A 16,534-nucleotide genomic window follows, 5' to 3' on the forward strand; every position below is an offset into this window, starting at 1 on the left:
GGGATATCCGTATCCTTGCCGTCCAAGTTCTGTCCGAYGGCCGCCCACATGTCGCCAATGTACTTGAAGAACGGACTGACGTTCTCCTGCCCCTGCCCGCGCCTGAACCGAATCCACTCCTTGATTGCTTGCTCGACGAGCGCTTCGCGCCCCTCCGACACCGGATCTCGCAGAGAGGCTTTCGGCACAAAGCCAGTGGCAGGCTGAGCAGCGATTTCCTGCTTTACGAAGCCATTCAGAGTTACTTGCCCTTCTTGATTCACGTCGACCCGCAGCCATCCATTGCCGGTTTCATCAACAACATCCACTCGCTGACCAAGATGTAACACCGCCATGCGATTCGCCGGCGCAACCTCAGGCTCGGAACGTAAGTTTAGCGCTTCCACATCTACGTATCTTTTCATGGAATAGCCTCCATTTGTACACGGCAGAGGTGCTACAAGGGTGCGCACTGCGCCGCAGCATCGAAATTAACCTCACGAAAGCGCCAGGCGCAATGCCGGCGACTATTTCATTGCAGGCCGCCTGTCTCGCTCAACCGGAAAATTGGAAAAGGTAGTGATCGGCGAGGCGGGCAATATCCGATGCATGATCGGTTCCATTGATACACCGCCGCGCATTCGCGAAATCTGCCGTACTACCGTGGATGTACTCAGTAATTTTGTGTCCGGTAAATGCTCCGGTCTTGAAGCCGTGGCACAATATGAACAGTGCACTCGCGGCGTTCAACGCCAAATCGGGATCCTCGACCATGTCGATCGCAAGGAGCTCGCTGTACCGCTCGTAGTTGTTCTTCCAGGTGAGCTGGACGTAGCCGCGCCCATAATAGGGGAAGTACCGCAGGTTCTTTTTACGCCAGCTTTCGCTCAGCCAAAACGCCTCTCGCACTGGCCGGAAGGTCTTCGCCGTCTCCCATTCGACGGTAGCCACGATGTATGCGGCCTGCTCCGGTGAACCAATGCCTTGTGCAAGGCATTCCGAACGAATGGCCTCGATCGTTTCTTCACGCGTGGATAGGTCATGCCCCTCGACGGTCAAGCCTGCGAGCTTTTCCTCGAGCGCCTTGACGGAACCCGGCCCTATCCAGCCAGGCTTGCCTTCGAACACGTCAGTCTTGAACTCCGCCCAGGCCGTCCGGGTCTTCGGTCCGATCAAACCATCGATAGCACCCACTGGATAGCCTAGTATCGCAAGCGCGAGTTGAAGTTCCTTGAGATCCGGCTCGCCTAGCGTCTCGATGGGGGCGGGATCAACTATTGCAGGAAGAAGATTGAGCTTCACCGGATTACCTCCGATTTATTGACTCGCCGCAGTGGCCTACTGCCGTTGCAATTGGGCACGCACGTCTTGAATCGCGCCAAGTGCCTTGTCGAGTGAGGCTGTCAGTTCCCTGTCGGTCCCGGTCTTTAGAACATCGCGCAAATCCTTGATGGCGCTCAGCCCCTGGTCGAGTACGGTTAGCACTGAGCGCACCCGCCCCAGACGAAGTGTCGCTGCCTCCTCTTGTGCACTCGCGGTGGCCGCCTCGAATGTCTTATTTAGCCGCGCAAGCTCCACGTTACGCGCGGCAATATTTTGTAAACGCTTCTCTATGGTTTGCTCAAGCAAGCCTGTAGCCGCTTGCGCTGCAATATTGTCTAACGCATGGACGCGTGCATCGTTTGGAAACGACTCTTCGATGAAATCGGTGAGCCGATCAACAACTTCTAGGCGGGGGCCAAGGTCGTCGTCTTGAGCCGCCTTTTTTGCGTCGTCAAGCACCATGCGCAACTTGGCGGTCCACTCATCCTCGCTTGGATCATTCTGACTCTCGTTCATTGAGACCTCACTGCGATTATCAAACGCCGAATGTTGACCATGGATGCCTCCAACGCGGCCGGATCCACGGCACCCCCGCTGGCCACCGCGCGCAGCAACGCGCGATGGCCGTCCGCCCAGTCAACGATCGCCTGCCTGACGTTGGCCACAAGTTCCAGTTCTTGCTTCAGCCGCTCGGCGTTGGCCTGTTGTTCCGCATACATAGGGGCAAGCTTTACTTTCACGATTTGCTCAACTCGGTCGATCCGCTCAATTTCCTTCTCATTCGGCGGTACCTTCTCATTCGGCGACTTCATCGGTCTATAGAGTTTGCGACGAGTGGACTCTAGGTATTTGAGGTACCCTGTGTCATCCTGATATTCCTGTTGCAGTGCCAGCTTAAGCCTACGGGCTCGGTATGCCAGAGGCGGTAACGTGCCGATCTCGACAAGCTGCTTGTCCACCTCGGATGCAATGCGCTCCACTGCGGGCTGCATGGCCGTCAATACCTCCTTTAGCGAGGACTTCGCACGGGCCGCGGCGATGTTGCCATAGATAAATGCAGCTGCGTCGGTCATGACTGCCACCCCCATCGCTTGCGGCAGGACTATGCCTACGCCCTGTGCCAGTCGCTCGCCAGCACGGGCGACCGCTTGAGCGGCACCGCTTCCCTCCTTTCCAGCGCTCACGATCTGTTCCAGCGACTCGCTGTACTGCATCATCGCCGTCGCCGATTGAACTGGCTGCTTCCACTCAGCCCGCAGCTTCTTCGCACGATCGTCTTCGCCAGCCTGCTCGAGATCGGCAGCAATCAGAGTTCCAGTCTGTATGACACGCAATGACGGTCCCGGGCTCGGCTCAACACCAACCCGTCTGGCCGTGATTGCAACCACCTTATCGACCGTCGCCACAATCTGGCGCAAGGAGGTCGACTTCGCCTGGCTATCAGTCGCCATATGGCCTCCTATTCTTCTTCTAGAGTACGTGTAGTAGGCGATCGCTGGGCCGGAAAGACGCCGACCCTAACCCATAGTCAAGGCGATCCCGGCCCGTCTTGTTATCACCCAAAAGATCTATGCGATTTGTTTAAGACAGTCTTTAATTTCTCTTACTACACACATCGACAAGCCCCATTCGTGGGGCACCCACGCAATCAGTGGGCCGCTTTCATTCTGGTCCGTGGGTAGGAAACCGCGCTAGACCGTGGGCTTCCTATGCGGCAAGGCGGCGATCGTCTGCCGCGGCGATGGAGGGATAGCTGTTCAACGTGCGGCCGGAGCCGGTCGTTGAGCACGGCCGACTGGATATGTAGGAGGCATCTCGGAGCAGCCAACGAGGGGGCGTCCGCGCTGCGTGCGGAAGCCCGCAAGGTCCGGACCACTTTGGCTGCGATCGACATGAGTGCGTCGGCCCGGGATTGGATGGGCGAGGAAAGCTGGGAGCCGTGTCCCGAGCAGCCACTTGTGGCAACGGCGAGGGACCTCTTAGTCGGTCATGGCCACCGGGTGACCCCGTCCTTGGTAGTCGGAAGGTATAGGCTTCCATACTGCGGGCGCCTGGATAGGGGCATCCTCACCACCGGTCCCATTTGGCATTAGGTAGGACGCAGCTCAATCAATGCTACCGCTGTTGGACTTCACACGATGTGCCGGCCGACATCCCAAAACATCGATTCGAGGTGTTCTTCCACCACACTATGGTCTCGATTCATGCCTCGCAGCGTGAGGCTGGCAGGCCACGCGCTAAAGCGCCACGGCCTCGATCTCCGTTCTGACGTCATTAGCAACCGGCACTTTATTGCACTGCAAGCGTAGCGGAATAGCCGGAGCGCACGTCCTCGTTCCTCAACTTTTCCTTCCTAACTATTCTGCAATGAAAGGAATAGTGTAGTGTCCCAATAGGATTGTCATCCTGGCGAAGCCACAGCATCCAAAAAGCCACAAACGAGCAGGACGCAGAGGTAAAATTTCACCCGATTGAGGTAGTACTTTTGGTGGAGCAAAAGAGTTAAAAAATTACATTTGTTGACGAAGACCACTGCGACCGCGCTAAACCTAATCGGTAAATTGGGAGCTGGTTATTGAGCACGGCGGCCCGGATCTGCTGCAGATTGTGCGCGTGCCGAGGCCGTCAGGCCATTTTCTGCCGTTTGACGAACTGCTTGCCGACCACCTTCGGCTGACGTCGGACGACTGCCCCCGCTGCCTGCCAAGCAGGGACTGCCTCATAAATCTCAATTGAGGGGCGGCCCGAGTGTGTCACGAACGCAAGGTCTCGTCTACGTTCGTCACACACCCTGCGACGTTCAGGAGGTTGCGATACAGTCCAGATATCCGTCAAACGCGATGCCGTCACCGACAATTGCGCCGATATTTGGCGTGAACATGAACTGCCTTCTGTGCGATCGGCCTGCGATGTCGGCACCGCCTCGCAGCAGAAGCGCCAGCAACGCCTCTCCCTTCGCGGCCTGCAACTCGCTCAGAGACAGTCGACATTGCGCCGCGCGGGCTTGTGATTTAAATTACCTTTACATCAGATATATCTAAATTCGCAAAGCAACCGTATACGACTTCTGGACGAGTGAAATCCGCCACGCTGGCGCTATTGTTAATGAGTCTTGGTGGGTCTTGTCTCGTCGCATAAGGCCCGACATCCTTCCGTGATTCACGATAGCGGAGATGCGACATGAATACCCCAACCTCCGTCCCGGCTGGAGATTCGACGGCGGGCGAAAATCCGAACGCTTCTTGCACGCAAAAGATCGTCGTTGCGATCCACGGCATCGGCAGTCAGTTGCGAAGTGACACCGTAAGATCCGTGGCCAGTCAATTTGGCGCGCGCTACGCTCCAGCGCTACCGGTTATGCCACTCGGCTATTTTGATATTGCAGGCGTCGGGCAGATCGATGTCAGGCAACTCGATTTGCCCGAACGCAATGGCGGCGCATCGACGGCCGCCAATGACTTGCATGCGCTTTACTCGTCGCTGAGCTTTGGCGAAGTCTATTGGGCGGACATCCCCCGCAAAGTGGTCAAGGAAGAAGACAAATTGGAAGAGGGCAAAGCGTGGGGCTTGTCGATTGTGAGCCGTGTACAGGCGGCGTACATGCGCGACGTGAGGCAAGGCAAGCTTGAACCCGCTGATTTCACCCTCGTTGCCGGCGTGGTAGACGAGATGGTCGAGACCGTCGCCGTGATGCAGAACCTGCTCTTCGTTGCAGAAAAGGCCGGGTTCTTCAAATTCGACCTCGGCCCCGTTCTGCGGGATTATGTCGGCGACGTTCAACTTGTCGCCGATTTCCAGTATCAGCGCGAGGTCATTATCTGCCGCTTTCATAACGTGATGCAGCAGATTGTCGCGCGGGGCAAAGAGCGGACTGGCAATCTACCGGAGTTGTATATCGTGGCGCACAGCGAAGGCACTGTCATCAGTTTCCTCGGCATACTGGAGGCATTGTCCGCCGTATCCAGGCGCAATCCCGACGATAATGATCACGCGGTGGGGACAACCTGGATCGGCTGTCTACGCGGATTCATGACGATAGGGTCTCCCATCCACAAGCACATTCTGCTCTGGCCGAAGCTGTGGGAAAACATGCAGATCAAATGCCATCGGCAAAATAAAGGCGTTCTTCTGGAACGTCAGGACGGCACCACGCTGGAACTTCCCCAGCCTATCAAATGGCGCAATTACTACGATTTCGGAGATCCGGTAGGGTTCGAACTCGATACTGCGCGCGAGTATATGAAACTGAAGGATTGCGAGGCTTTCGAGTTTGATGAGTCCCACGACTATGGCTTCAGCCGCTATTGGCTGCCGGGCAAGGCGCATACGGACTACTGGACGGACAAGGAGGTGTTCGGCCATTTCATCGATAACGTTGTGCTCGGCAAGGATGTCAAAGGACCGAAGTCTCGGCCCCTGAGAAGCTTCGTCAGTACGGGCGTTCCATATCTGCTCAGTTTTTCCCTGCATTTGCTTGCCGTTTTTGTCCTCTACAAGGCACTGGCGCCCGTGTCAAAGCCAGAAACGCCGCAGCCCGTCAGTGAATTCCTGACTCGCTCGGTGTTCGCGCTTGCCTGCCTGTTGATGGGGGCAACAGCCGCCGCGCGTCTACCGAGGCTTGTCAAGGCAAAGGGCAAGCGAACCAGCGCGTGGCTCCGGTGGCGGCTACTTTCGCTTGGCATGTTCGCGCTTGGCGCGGCAATCTGCTGGCTCTTCCTGCCGACGGACGTTGCGCAGTTTCTGTCCCCACCCTCTGCGCACATAATCGGGTGGATCGTTTCGCCCAGCGACGGCGCCAGAAAACTGGCCTTCATCGCGGCTGGCGCCTGTATCGCCGTCAGCGGATGGTTGGTGCCACGCCGGCCACGTGTGGGCCGCCGCCTCCTGGTATTGATTGGCGCCCTGCTGGTCGGAGCAATCGTCACTGTGCGTATGTGGGATGCTGCGGACCAGCCGTTCTGGCCCGTGGTTCTCGCCGGTGCGTTGTTTCTCTACGCGTGGTGGCTTGCAATTTTGATCTTTGATCTGGCATTCGTCTGGCACCGCTACATTCGCCACTCGGTCGCGCTTGGCACACTGCGTGCGTGGCGCGAAAGAAAGGCAGATGCGGAGCCGCTACCGCTTATGCAGGGTGGGCTGCGCGCCGGGAACACGAGACCGCAGCCTGAATAGGGCTGCCAGAAACCCGTTTCCCGCATGCCTGTCGCGCGCGGACTACGAAGCGTGGTCTACGTGGACGCTTCCTTCCGTTTTACCGGCTGTTTCCGCCGATTCGGCTTCCCACTGTACGCCGAGCGGGGCGAGCGTTACCGATTCGCGACGCTGATTCACGGGGTACGTTGCCCGCCCTACGCCGGTTCGAAGAAACGCAATGTCACGTTCGTCCGTCTTTGTGCGCAGGAAGTTGAGTTGTTTGGGGTCTGTTGCGTATTCCTGGCTATAAGGGTATAGGCGGTATCGAATTCGATATAGTGTGTGGAGCATCAAAGCACGGCGCCCGGATAATGCTAGTAGCGGTGCTGGCACGGTTCGCGAAAGTGCCATAAATATGTGCGCCATCGCACGTTCGTCTTCAGGTATTGCGTGCAAGCATATATTCCCCTCGTTGGGGCGCGGGCGCGGCGCGGGACCGCCCTCTAGACTTTGACCGAAGGGCATGACCTCCGGAGCGGTGCTTGAGCGTCGCCGCCGTCAATAGTTAGCTGAGGAGATGCGATGTGGCAGCTCTCCCTAGCTGGCCCTCCCTTGCTGTCCCGCCGATCCTGCGCCACGCGGTGGCGGTATTGGCAACACCACCACCGTGGTCTTCAACCCTTTTCGATGGCTTGACCGCCATCCCCGGCGGCACGGCAATTTCAAGAGAGATCTGACCCGCATGACACTGAGCGACCTGAGCGGACCTGTAGAGATCGTATGAAAACCGACACACCTCCAACCCGGACTTCACTGTGGCGGAAGCGAGACTTCCCGTGCATCGCTAGCGTTCGAGCGTTGCGCAAAAACAGAAAAAAGGCAGCTACGATGGCCACTCAAAACAACAGCCAGGAAGACCGACAGCAGGCCTATCAACAACACCTGGTTTCGCTGGTCGAGGATGCACGCAAGCTGCTCGCATTCGCCGCTGCAAATGCCAAGGCTATAGAGAGCGAAATCCGTGACCCTCTCTTAAAAACGGCAAAGTCCATTGCTGCAGGGACGCAGTGCATCGAAGATGAGCAGGCATTCTTCAAAGCGTACGAGGCATTGACCGTCAGGACGGCGCCCGTTACCGTGGATACGCTGGAGGCATCAAAGACTAGGCTACCCGAGCTTATGAGCCTGTTTTCGCGTGAAGGGCGTCGTGAGTGGAACAAACTGACACTTGGGCGCTATATCAATGTATTCATCTTCGTGTTTGTGTTACTCGCTACCGGCGTCACGCTCGGCTATAACGCGGTAGGCGCGACCGGATTGCAAAAATATGCGGAACTTGGGGACAGCGAGCGCACAGCGGACAAGGCGGCGCATGCCGGCAAACCGGAAGCGCTGCTCCGTAATCGCATTGAACAGGAGATACTGGTTACGCGTCTCTGGAATTGGTCTCAACTACCGTGTGAGAAAGAAGCTAACTTCCTTTTCAGTATTCTTTGCTCCAAAATTGATGATGGTACAATGAACCCGCCTAGCTCGGCGGGCGAGAAGATCCTAGCCGCGCAAGCGGTAGCAGCCCGTCTAAGCGGCGTCTACCTTCCGCTCCTGCTGGGCTGGCTCGGTGCTCAAGCCTACATCCTGCGAAAAATGACGCGGGAGATCGCGGAAAACGCCTTGGCGCATTCTTCCTCCATACACCACATCGCCCGAGTCGGGCTCGGCGCGCTGGCAGGCTTTGCATCCGTATGGCTGCTCACGCCGGAGGCAGTGGGTGGCGCCATATTCAAGACGCTCCCGGCATGGGCACTTGCTTTCGTTGCGGGCTACGGCATTGAACTCGTATTTTCGTTCATGGATAGGATCATCAACGCGTTTGCGTCCAAGTCGGCGTGACCCTCTCCCGGTATGTGCGACGCTCTCGTCTTTGTTTCACCCAAGGCTTGTCCGTTGCGTGATTGCGATAGGCGGCGGTCGGTCAATCCACCCAAGATAAGCATCAGCAATTAGGCATCAACAAGCCTTATATGCAGCATGTCGATGAGGTTTGTGGCGAGACGGACGAGGCTTGGCGCGATCCGGCCGCACGCGATGGATACGTGTTGCGATCACGGCCAAGGTCTCATTCAGAGCGGCCTTGGCCCAGCGCAAGCCGAGCAGCGCCGCCGACAGGACAGGTTTGAGGGCGGTGATGGCGTAGGCACGGTTGATCCGATGCTCCGAGCCAATCTCATATTCCTGCGCGGCGGTGAGGCAGCACAGGGCGTGGAGGTTGTCGCTCAGGATTTTGGCGCCGAAGTCCTGCCTGGCAGCCAACTGCGATAGGCCTGACAGGTGTTCGAGAGCCATGCGGTGTTTGAGACGTTTAAACGCCTCCTCCAGGCGCCAGCGCTGATGATAGAGATCGCGGAAGGTGGCAGCCGGATATCGGTGCATGTCGAGCAGATTGGTGATGAGCACGCGCACCTTACCGGCTGGCGAGATCTGCCGGATCAGCCGAACGGTCTGCGGGGAAGCCGCACACTCATAGTCGCGCGCGTCAATGCGGGCTGGAGCCGGGAGCGTAGTCGACATTGAGTCTAACGTCCTTGTGCACAACTGCGCGGCGCAGCGCGTCATCGCCCAATTGATCGAGAGCGGGATGGTTGCCGCTGCTCTGCTGGCACCACATTGAGGGGTCATCGTACTTTGCGTGCGTGTATGTCGACTTCCATGATGAACCTCCACATGTCAGGTTGATGCCGACAGTGTCCCCCGAAGGGAGGCGTCGGGTCCATCTCAGTAAAATCTGGCGGTCTGGCCGTGAAATCTGTTAAGAATCAAACAGTTGGAAAGTTACTGGCTCCAAGTAGCCCTCATGGCCGAAAAGCCTTACTGCAAGCCGAATTCGGAGCGGTCACCGCCAGATTTCGCACGCAAAGTACGATGATCCCAGAATGGCCACAGTGGTCGGGTCGAGCGGCCTGTCAGAATTGATCGAGTACATGTTGAAGTCTTCTTTGCGGATTTTCGCTGCGCGCAAGGCCTGCTCCGCCCTTTGGCGCAGGTGCGTTCCAGATCTGTCGAGAATTGGGTACGCAATGCCTTCAACTGCCGCTCGAGCGCCTCGACCTAGCGCTTGCTCTCGTCGTGACGCGCCTGCGTGGGCGGTCTCCAGCGGACCGGTCCGCATCTCGACCTGAATGAGGCGGAGCTGCTCGACGACCACGGCAAAGAGATCGGCGGCGTTCACCGGTGCACCTCCCGACATGGCGTCTTCAATCGCCGCCGGCGAGGGCGGCGCGAAAGCACTGCCTAGCAGCGCTGCCTCAAGCTTGACATCGGCGATAATCGCAGCGCACCGGCATGACGGGAGTATCGAACGGTCGTGCCTGTATCCCCCCGTATTTGAATCTGGAGGACGCCATGCGTGACATCATCGACGGCTTTCTGCGCTTTCAGCGCGACGTCTATCCTCAACGMGTYGAGCTYTTCAAGCAACTCGCRACGACRCAAMATCCRAAGGCGCTGTTCGTCACCTGCTCGGACAGYCGSGTCGTGCCCGAGCTCCTCACCCAGCGTGAGCCGGGAGAACTGTTCGTCATTCGCAATGCCGGAAACATTGTGCCGTCCTACGGTCCGGAACCTGGTGGCGTTTCGGCCACCGTCGAGTATGCGGTCGCAGTCCTGGGCGTGCAGGACATCGTGATCTGCGGGCACTCCGACTGTGGCGCGATGGGCGCGATCTCGCGTTGCACATGTCTTGATCACCTGCCGGCAGTCGCGAGCTGGTTGCGTCATGCAGATGCTGCGAAAGCGATCAATGCGGCGTATCAGTTCGATACCCCTCGCGCCAAGCTCGACAGTCTCGTCAGAGAGAACGTGATCGCGCAGTTGGCCAATCTACACACCCATCCGTCCGTGGCACTTGCACTCGAACAGGGGCGCATGAATCTGCACGGATGGGTTTACGACATCGAGAAGGGTAGCATCGATGCCCTCGACGGCCCAACACGACGATTCGTACCGCTCGCCGAGTCGCCGACAACTGTTGCTGTGGCTTCGCGCAATCGCGGACAGGTGTGAGAGAAGTTGGCAGCGACTCGATGTAACAGGGAGCCACTTGACCAGGTGCCCGCATGGCGATGTGAGACCAATCCAGGATGCACTCACCGCGATCACCAAAGCCAAGCTGACCGTAGCCATGCGCAATCACTCGGTCAGACCGACGCGGAAATGTTCCACGGACTGCCCGGCGTTGACCGCCCGCTGCAACCAGTCCGGCATGGCGCCGCGGCCGTCCCAGCCCTGCCCGTGCGCGTTGCGGTAGCGCACCGCACCAGGCGTTGGGCGCGGAGGCGACTCGGCAAAGCAGCCGGCGGCCAGCAGGTCGGACAGGCTCAGCCCATGCTGGGCCATCTGGATGCGGATCCAGGTGATCGCTTCCGCGCGCTCGATTTCGATCGACATCATTTTAGGTGCACAGATTTGAGGAAGCTGCGGAGCAGGATCCTGCGTTGTCGTCTCAAAGACCGTTAGGCCTCAACATTGTGCCGGCGGATCGCTGGTGTAAAGCAACCTGCTCCCTTGGGGATTGGGAATCACGTGGTCACCCCGCCGCTCAAAAACTAATCAGRCCCGAGGAGCCCGCCGGGCATCTGGTCCTCGCGCGGTTTGTGCACAGGCTTATCCCGTGGCGCGGTGGACAAATCCCCTCCCTCGGGTGCCCCCTCAGGCCGACCCCGGCTTGAACTTGGTGCGTGTGGTCGGCGCGCGGCGCCTGGCGGTCGCCTGGTGGCGCGTCGCATTGGCTTCCGCTTGCGCGCGCTCGGCCCGTCTTAGCGCCGCTGCCAGTTCGGCCCGCAGCCCTTCTTGCGCCGCCTGCCCTCGTCCGAGCGCCTGCTCTGCCTCCGCCAGTTGCCGGCTGAGCGTGTCGCGCTCGGCCTGCAACCGCGCCCGCTCCTCGGCGCCGGCCACGGCGGCATCTTGCGCCTTCGCCTGCACGGCCGCCAGTTCGGCGCGCAGGTCCGCGACCGCCTGCTCGCCCTTCTGGCGCAGCGTGCGCTCCTGGTCGATCTCGCGCAGCGCGCGGCGCTCGGTGGCGCTGGCTCGCTCCTGCGCGACGGCCACCTGCTCGCGGGTGCGTTCCAGCTCCATCGAGAATTGGGTACGCAACTCTCCCAATTGCCGCTCGAGCGCCTCGATCTGGCGCTGCCCCGCCTCCTGACGCGCCCGCGCGGCGGCGTGGGCCTGGCGCTCGGCGTCCAGTTCCCCCTGCAGCGCCGCGCGTGCGCTCTGCTCCGCGTCGAGCCCGGCCTGCACGGCGGCGGTCTCCTGCTCGGCCACCACCACCGCGGCCCGCGCCAGGTCGCGCTGCGCTTCCGCCTCGCTCGCCTGCAGCCGCGCTTCGGCCCGCAAGGCGGCCAATTCGCCGGCGGCCGCCTCGTTGGCGGCCTGCCAGATCGACTGCACGGCGTCGGCCGCGATCGCCTTGAGCGCCTCCGGCAGCCCGGGGTGGTCGATGGTCACGCGCATCTTGCCGCGCAGGTCCGCCCAGAACTGCGCCAGCACCTCGGTGGGCGTGCCCATGCTGCCCTTGCGCACCARRCCGTAGAGCTTGTTGGCGGTGGGCGTGATGCCGTACCGGAAGAACAACAGGGCGCAGACCTCGCGGTAGAGCGCGCGRGTCTCGGGGAGCTGCGMGCGCAGGGTCGCCACGTCGGCGGCGAGCGTGGCCTGCAGGGCGGCGTCGGGAGCGGCGTCGAGCGGCGTGGATTCGGGGCTGGCAGTCATGTTTGGGCGGCGYACGAGGTCAGTTTCAATAAATATTACTACGTAATACRTKAATTTAYTGAGTAAWATTGMAAATMTTTAGACATAAGTGGGCTTCTGTCTATAATTACGTCTACGCTCACGCCATGACGCCCGCCGCACCGATGGAACCCACCGCGCTCCCCCACACTGCCTTCACGGCCCTACCCGCCACCCCGATCGAGCGCCTGCGCCTGCCCGCCGCGCTGTCCGGCGCCGCCGGCAGCAACCGGGCGCGCGGCGGCACCCCGCAGATCTCGGCCACTGACGATCTGGCCGCCGTCACCGCCTGGCTGGCACGCTATACCGACACGCCGGCCACCCTGCAGACCTATCGGCGCGAGGTGGAGCGGCTGCTGCTGTGGGCCGTGATGCAGCACGGCAAGCCGCTGTCGTCGCTCACCCATGAGGACCTGCTGCTGTACGAGCGTTTCCTGGCCGATCCCCAGCCCGCCTGGCGCTGGGTCATGGCGTCGCGCAAAAAGCTCGCGCGCGGTGCGCCGGACTGGCGGCCGTTCGCCGGCCCGCTCTCCCCGGCCAGCGCGCGGCACGCGATGGTGATCCTCAATACGCTGTTCGCCTGGCTGGTGGACGCCGGCTACCTGGCCGGCAATCCGCTCTCGCTGGCACGCAACCGGCGCGGCCAGTCCAAGCCCAGGGTCACGCGCTACCTGAGCCACGAGATGTGGCAGGTGGTCAAGGACACCATCGAGGCGATGCCGGGTGCGAACGACACCGCCACCGAGCGCGACCGGCTGCACGCGGCGCGCTGCCGCTGGCTCTTCACGGTGCTGTATCTCGGCGGCCTGCGCGCGGCCGAGGTGGCCGAGACCCGCATGGGCGCCTTCTTCTGCCGGCGTGACCGCGACGGCGTGGAGCGCTGGTGGCTGGAGGTGACCGGYAAGGGCAACAAGACGCGGCTGGTGCCGGCCACGGACGAACTGATCGKGGAGTTGGCGCGCTATCGCGAGGCGTACGGCCTGCCGCCGGCACCGCATCCTGGTGAGGCGCGCCCCATCGTGCTGCCGATCATCGGCAAGGAAAAACCCTTGTCACGCGGCGCGCTGCATCTGGTGCTGAAGGAGGTGTTCGGGATGGCCGCCGCGCGCCTGCGCGCGCGCGGCCCCGAGTGGGAAAGCCGGGCCGCGGTGCTCGCCAGCGCCTCGGCGCACTGGCTGCGCCATACCGCGGGGTCGCACATGACCGACCAGCAGGTGGACCTGCGTTTCGTGCGGGACAATTTCGGGCACGCGTCCATCTCGACCACCAGCGCTTACCTGCATACGGAAGACGATGCGCGGCACCAGGCCACACAGGAGCGGCATCGGATCGGCTGGACCAGCAAGACGTAGGCGCGCGCGCATGCCAATCCATGGCCTTTGCCCACGGCTATGAGCCGCACCTGCGGCTCAGCGCAGGATACGCGGCTGCTTCCGCGACCCGTTCAGTGCATGGAAGGCCCTCCAAGAAATCCTCCATGATTCGCTGGCGATTGGGGTGCATCTCATTTACAAGGGTGCGACGGGTGATGAGGCGGAGCGGGCGCTGGATAGGGATGCGCAACGGAAGGGTGAGGGTCGGTATCGCGTCTCCCGAGGGTAGGTCCACGGCCGGCTAATCCCGTCCGTGGCGTTGTCATGCTAAGACGGGCTTCGCGTAGGGCAAAAGACTCCGGGCCTCGTTTCCCGTGAATGGGGTCAGCCGGGTCACAACCGTTGCTGCCGGGTCTGAATCCCGCGTGCGGGCCTGATCCGCGACAGTTACGCCGACTTCGGGCCGAACCTGGAGGCGCGATTGTGGACAACAAGCAGCGGCTCGGGTCTGTGTTGCAGATTGCGCAGTATGTTCAGGAGAAATCAAACAGCACTTCACCCGCACAGACGGCACCGGCTCGGCTGCCCGGTCTACGGCCCGCGAGAGCTACTCTCCATGCGCGCGCCTGCCCTGCTGGCCGGCGCCAGCGGGAAATGCAGCGTGAACCGGATCAGGCCCGGCTCCGGGCAGGCAGCATCGGCCTGCCCCTTGTGCAGGCCCATGATGGCCTTGACGATGGCCAGGCCCAGGCCGCTGGACTCGGTGAGCCCGCTGCGCGCGGCATCGCCGCGGTAGAAACGGTCGAACAGCCGGCCGAGCTGGGCCGGCGGGATCGGCTCGCCACGGTTTTCCACGCAGATCAGCGTGCCGTCGGCCTGCTGCACGCCGCTCAGGCGCACCACGCTGCCCGGCGCGCCATAGCGCACCGCGTTGACGACGAGGTTGTTGATGGCGCGGCGGCACAGCAGCGCATTGGCCCAGAGCGTGCCGTCGGCCTCCACATCGAAGCGCATTCCCTTCTCGTCGGCGATCCCCTCGAAGTATTCCGCGATCTTGTGCAACTCCGACCGCAGCGGCACCGCCGACTGCTCGATGGTCAGCCGCGCGTGGTCCGCCTGCGCGAGAAACAGGATGTTCTCCGCGATATGCCTCAGCCGGCCGAGCTCCTCCAAGTTGGACTCAAGCACCTCCCGGTATTCCTCCGGCTTGCGCGGCTGGCTCAGCGTCACCTGCGTCTGCCCGATCAGCGCGCCCACCGGTGTGCGGATCTCGTGCGCCAGGTCGGCCGAGAACTGCGAGAGACGTTCGTAGCCTTCGCCCAGACGGTCGAGCATGGCATTAAAGGCGCGCACCAGGCTGCGCAGCTCGTCCGGCGCGCCATGCTCGTCGAGCCGCACCGCCAGGCTGACGGGACTGATCTGTGACGCGCGCGCGGCGATGCTGCCCACCGGCCGCAACCCGCGCCGGATGGCGAGGAACGCGAGCGCGGTGGCCGCCAGCATGCCCACCAGCGTGGCCAGCAGAACGCGGTCGCGGTAGGCGGCCAGCATCTGCGCTTCGTTGTTCATCGGATGGGCCGCGATCACCTCGACCACGCTGCCGTCGTCGTTCGAGCGCGCCCGCGCCGCGGCCCAGTGGATCGGCACGCCGCTGTCGAGCTGCGTGCGCAGGATGCTGGCGGCGGTGAGGCTGGYGCCGTCCGCGGGGGTCAGCGCGGCAAGCGCCGGCGGCACCGGCAGGTCGTCCGGGTTGACGTGGATGAAGGGTGGCTCGCCCGGCCTGCGGAAGAGCAGCACGTCGCGCTCGGCGCCGAGCATGGTCTCGAACAGCAGCGGCCGGTCCTTGAGCTCGGAGATCGTGTAGACGCTGCGCGCCAGCCGGCGGAAATGTGTCACGCGCCCGATAAGCTGCAGGTCGGCGCGCGCTTCCATCGAGGTCCTGGCGGAGTCGTAGAAGTACGCGCCCAGCGCGACGATCACCGCGCAGGCGATCAGCGCGAACAGGAGCATGGTGCGCGCCACCAGCGAGTGCGGGCGCTGGAGCCAGACGTTCATGCGCCTTCGCCGAAGGTGTAGCCGATGCTGCGCACGGTGTGGATCAGCTTCCTCTCGAACGGCTGGTCGACCTTGGCCCGCAGCCGCTTGATGGCCACGTCGACGACATTGGTGTCGCTGTCGAAGTTCATGTCCCACACCTCGGCGGCGATCAGCGTGCGCGGGAGCGCCTCGCCCTGCCGCTTGACCAGCAGGTGCAGCAGCAGGAACTCCTTGTTGGTCAGCGCGATCTCCACGCCTTGCCGCATCACCTTGCGGCGCAGGACGTCGAGCTTGAGGTCGGCGTACTCGAACGCCTCCGCCTCGCGCACCACGCCGCGCCGCAGCAGCGTGCGCACGCGCAGCAGCAGCTCGACGAAGGAGAACGGCTTGACGAGATAGTCGTCGGCGCCGAGTTCGAGGCCGCGGATGCGGTCGTTGACGTGGTCGCGCGCGGTCAGGAAGATCACCGGCAGGTCGCGCTGGGCGCGCAGCGAGCGCATGATCTCCCAGCCATCCATGCCCGGCAGCATCACGTCGAGCACGACGAGGTCATAGCGGTGCTCCAGCGCCAAGTGCAGGCCGTCCGTGCCGGTGCGCGCCAGGTCCACGGTGTAGCCGCTCTCGCGCAGGCCTTTGCGGAGATAGTCGCCGGTCTTGGGATCGTCTTCGATGACGAGGATGCTCATGATGCGGGTGGGGGACGCGGTTGAGGGACGCGGTGGGGAGCAGCGGTCGAACTGCCATTCTAGCGACGGCGCCGCAGCAGGTCGATGACACCTTTGTCATCAAAAAGTCACCAGAACGACCCGGGTGCCATCCTAACCTATCAGCAATTTTCCCTCGGAGAAACAGCATGACCTTCGTTTCGAGCAAGCTGGCGCGCACCGTGCTGGCCGCCACCCTGCTGGCCGGCGCCGCCGTCGCCGGCGCGCCCGCCGCGCTGGCCCAGAACGCCGCGGCTGCCC

At 61.8% G+C, this 16,534-nt stretch carries 14 protein-coding genes; 4 read left to right on the top strand and 10 right to left on the bottom strand.

Features of this window, described 5'->3' with window-relative positions; translation table 11 throughout:
• From AC1DKD_RS29830 to AC1DKD_RS29845, 4 genes are all read right to left on the bottom strand, one after another.
• Nucleotides 1-404 (bottom strand): SH3 domain-containing protein (locus AC1DKD_RS29830; RefSeq protein WP_477144048.1); only part of this gene is annotated, 404 nt, incomplete at its 3' end.
• A 130-nt stretch (nucleotides 405-534) separates the two neighbouring features.
• The gene (locus AC1DKD_RS29835) at nucleotides 535-1,281 is read right to left on the bottom strand and encodes a hypothetical protein (protein WP_441636105.1); all 747 of its coding nucleotides are present in this window, start codon (nucleotides 1,279-1,281) and stop codon (nucleotides 535-537) included.
• Between the two features lie 36 nt (nucleotides 1,282-1,317).
• Nucleotides 1,318-1,818: a hypothetical protein gene (locus AC1DKD_RS29840; protein WP_441636103.1), complete on the bottom strand. Its 501-nt coding sequence runs from the start codon at nucleotides 1,816-1,818 to the stop codon at nucleotides 1,318-1,320.
• Complete coding sequence (locus tag AC1DKD_RS29845) at nucleotides 1,815-2,753, bottom strand: hypothetical protein (RefSeq protein ID WP_477144049.1); 939 nt, start codon at nucleotides 2,751-2,753, stop codon at nucleotides 1,815-1,817. Before AC1DKD_RS29845 ends, AC1DKD_RS29840 begins: the two co-directional genes overlap by 4 nt.
• 1,729 nt (nucleotides 2,754-4,482) lie before the next feature.
• On the opposite strand from AC1DKD_RS29845, the gene AC1DKD_RS29850 reads away from it, so the two are divergent.
• Entirely contained in the window at nucleotides 4,483-6,474 is a 1,992-nt protein-coding gene (locus AC1DKD_RS29850; RefSeq protein WP_441636099.1) for an MFS transporter, read from the top strand.
• A gap of 849 nt (nucleotides 6,475-7,323) precedes the next feature.
• Nucleotides 7,324-8,325 (top strand): hypothetical protein, encoded by a 1,002-nt coding sequence (locus AC1DKD_RS29855; RefSeq protein WP_441636097.1) that lies wholly within the window; start codon nucleotides 7,324-7,326, stop codon nucleotides 8,323-8,325.
• A gap of 117 nt (nucleotides 8,326-8,442) precedes the next feature.
• On the opposite strand, the gene AC1DKD_RS29860 is transcribed toward AC1DKD_RS29855, so the two are convergent.
• Both AC1DKD_RS29860 and AC1DKD_RS29865 read right to left on the bottom strand, forming a co-directional pair.
• Nucleotides 8,443-9,003, bottom strand: coding sequence for a transposase (locus tag AC1DKD_RS29860; RefSeq protein WP_441636095.1), 561 nt, complete (start codon nucleotides 9,001-9,003; stop codon nucleotides 8,443-8,445).
• 322 nt (nucleotides 9,004-9,325) lie between these two features.
• Nucleotides 9,326-9,661, bottom strand: a complete 336-nt coding sequence (locus AC1DKD_RS29865) for a hypothetical protein (protein WP_441636093.1) — start codon at nucleotides 9,659-9,661, stop codon at nucleotides 9,326-9,328.
• A gap of 173 nt (nucleotides 9,662-9,834) precedes the next feature.
• On the opposite strand from AC1DKD_RS29865, the gene AC1DKD_RS29870 reads away from it, so the two are divergent.
• Complete coding sequence (locus AC1DKD_RS29870; RefSeq protein ID WP_477144050.1) at nucleotides 9,835-10,494, top strand: carbonic anhydrase; 660 nt, start codon at nucleotides 9,835-9,837, stop codon at nucleotides 10,492-10,494.
• 126 nt (nucleotides 10,495-10,620) lie between these two features.
• Here the strand turns inward: AC1DKD_RS29870 and AC1DKD_RS29875 are convergent, their stop codons facing one another.
• On the bottom strand, nucleotides 10,621-10,878 hold the full coding sequence (locus AC1DKD_RS29875; protein WP_441636115.1) for an H-NS histone family protein: 258 nt from the start codon (nucleotides 10,876-10,878) through the stop codon (nucleotides 10,621-10,623).
• 261 nt (nucleotides 10,879-11,139) lie between these two features.
• A complete protein-coding gene (locus AC1DKD_RS29880; RefSeq protein WP_477144051.1) occupies nucleotides 11,140-12,201 on the bottom strand; it encodes a DNA-binding protein in 1,062 nt (353 codons plus the stop codon).
• 125 nt (nucleotides 12,202-12,326) lie between these two features.
• Between AC1DKD_RS29880 and AC1DKD_RS29885 the strand changes: the two genes are divergently transcribed.
• Entirely contained in the window at nucleotides 12,327-13,571 is a 1,245-nt protein-coding gene (locus tag AC1DKD_RS29885) for a tyrosine-type recombinase/integrase (RefSeq protein ID WP_477144052.1), read from the top strand.
• A 552-nt stretch (nucleotides 13,572-14,123) separates the two neighbouring features.
• Here AC1DKD_RS29885 and AC1DKD_RS29890 read toward each other — a convergent pair.
• Complete coding sequence (locus AC1DKD_RS29890; RefSeq protein WP_477144053.1) at nucleotides 14,124-15,587, bottom strand: heavy metal sensor histidine kinase; 1,464 nt, start codon at nucleotides 15,585-15,587, stop codon at nucleotides 14,124-14,126.
• The gene (locus AC1DKD_RS29895) at nucleotides 15,584-16,255 is read right to left on the bottom strand and encodes a heavy metal response regulator transcription factor (RefSeq protein WP_477112146.1); all 672 of its coding nucleotides are present in this window, start codon (nucleotides 16,253-16,255) and stop codon (nucleotides 15,584-15,586) included. The genes AC1DKD_RS29890 and AC1DKD_RS29895 overlap by 4 nt, the downstream gene beginning before the upstream one ends.
• Nucleotides 16,256-16,534: the final 279 nt, after the last annotated feature.

It is taken from the genome of Cupriavidus sp. 05T313, assembly GCF_056396665.1.

Bases quoted from the DNA above. Each gene is read 5' to 3' on its own strand.
- AC1DKD_RS29895 (WP_477112146.1), bottom strand. From the start codon at position 16,255: ATGAGCATCCTCGTCATCGAAGACGATCCCAAGACCGGCGACTATCTC.
- AC1DKD_RS29875 (WP_441636115.1), bottom strand. From the start codon at position 10,878: ATGTCGATCGAAATCGAGCGCGCGGAAGCGATCACCTGGATCCGCATC.
- AC1DKD_RS29860 (WP_441636095.1), bottom strand. From the start codon at position 9,003: ATGTCGACTACGCTCCCGGCTCCAGCCCGCATTGACGCGCGCGACTAT.
- AC1DKD_RS29845 (WP_477144049.1), bottom strand. From the start codon at position 2,753: ATGGCGACTGATAGCCAGGCGAAGTCGACCTCCTTGCGCCAGATTGTG.
- AC1DKD_RS29850 (WP_441636099.1), top strand. From the start codon at position 4,483: ATGAATACCCCAACCTCCGTCCCGGCTGGAGATTCGACGGCGGGCGAA.
- AC1DKD_RS29840 (WP_441636103.1), bottom strand. From the start codon at position 1,818: ATGAACGAGAGTCAGAATGATCCAAGCGAGGATGAGTGGACCGCCAAG.
- AC1DKD_RS29855 (WP_441636097.1), top strand. From the start codon at position 7,324: ATGGCCACTCAAAACAACAGCCAGGAAGACCGACAGCAGGCCTATCAA.